Consider the following 426-nt stretch of genomic DNA (forward strand, 5'->3'; position numbering starts at 1 on the left):
CGCGGGTCAGACGTACCGGATCAGCGTGGCCGCCGGCAACAAGTGCCTGGAGATCAAGAACGGCGTCCCCGACGACGGCGCACTGCTCCAACAATGGCAGTGCACCGACGCCGCATGGCAGCGCTACACCCTGACCCCCTCCGGAAACGGCCTGCACTCCCTGGTCAGCGCCCACACCGGCAGATGCCTCGAGATCCGCAACGGCACCACGGCACAACAGACCCAGGCCCAGCAGTGGCAGTGCACCGGCGCCCCCTGGCAGCAATGGCGCCTCAACGCCTCCGGCAACGGCACCTACCAGATCATCAACAACACCAGCGGCCTCTGCCTCGCCAACCAGAACGCCGGCACCGCCAACGGCACCCCGATCGTCCAGGAAACCTGCGCCGACACCACCACCAAACAGTGGCTCTTCACCCCCGCCGG

The 426-nt window shown here is 67.6% G+C and carries 1 protein-coding gene; it reads left to right on the plus strand.

The features are described 5' to 3' along the window. A partial coding sequence (locus ADK41_RS08200) for an RICIN domain-containing protein (RefSeq protein WP_030837710.1) occupies positions 1-426 on the plus strand: 426 nt, incomplete at both ends.

Origin of the sequence: Streptomyces caelestis (genome assembly GCF_001279005.1) — a bacterium.
Lineage (GTDB): Bacteria > Actinomycetota > Actinomycetes > Streptomycetales > Streptomycetaceae > Streptomyces > Streptomyces heliomycini.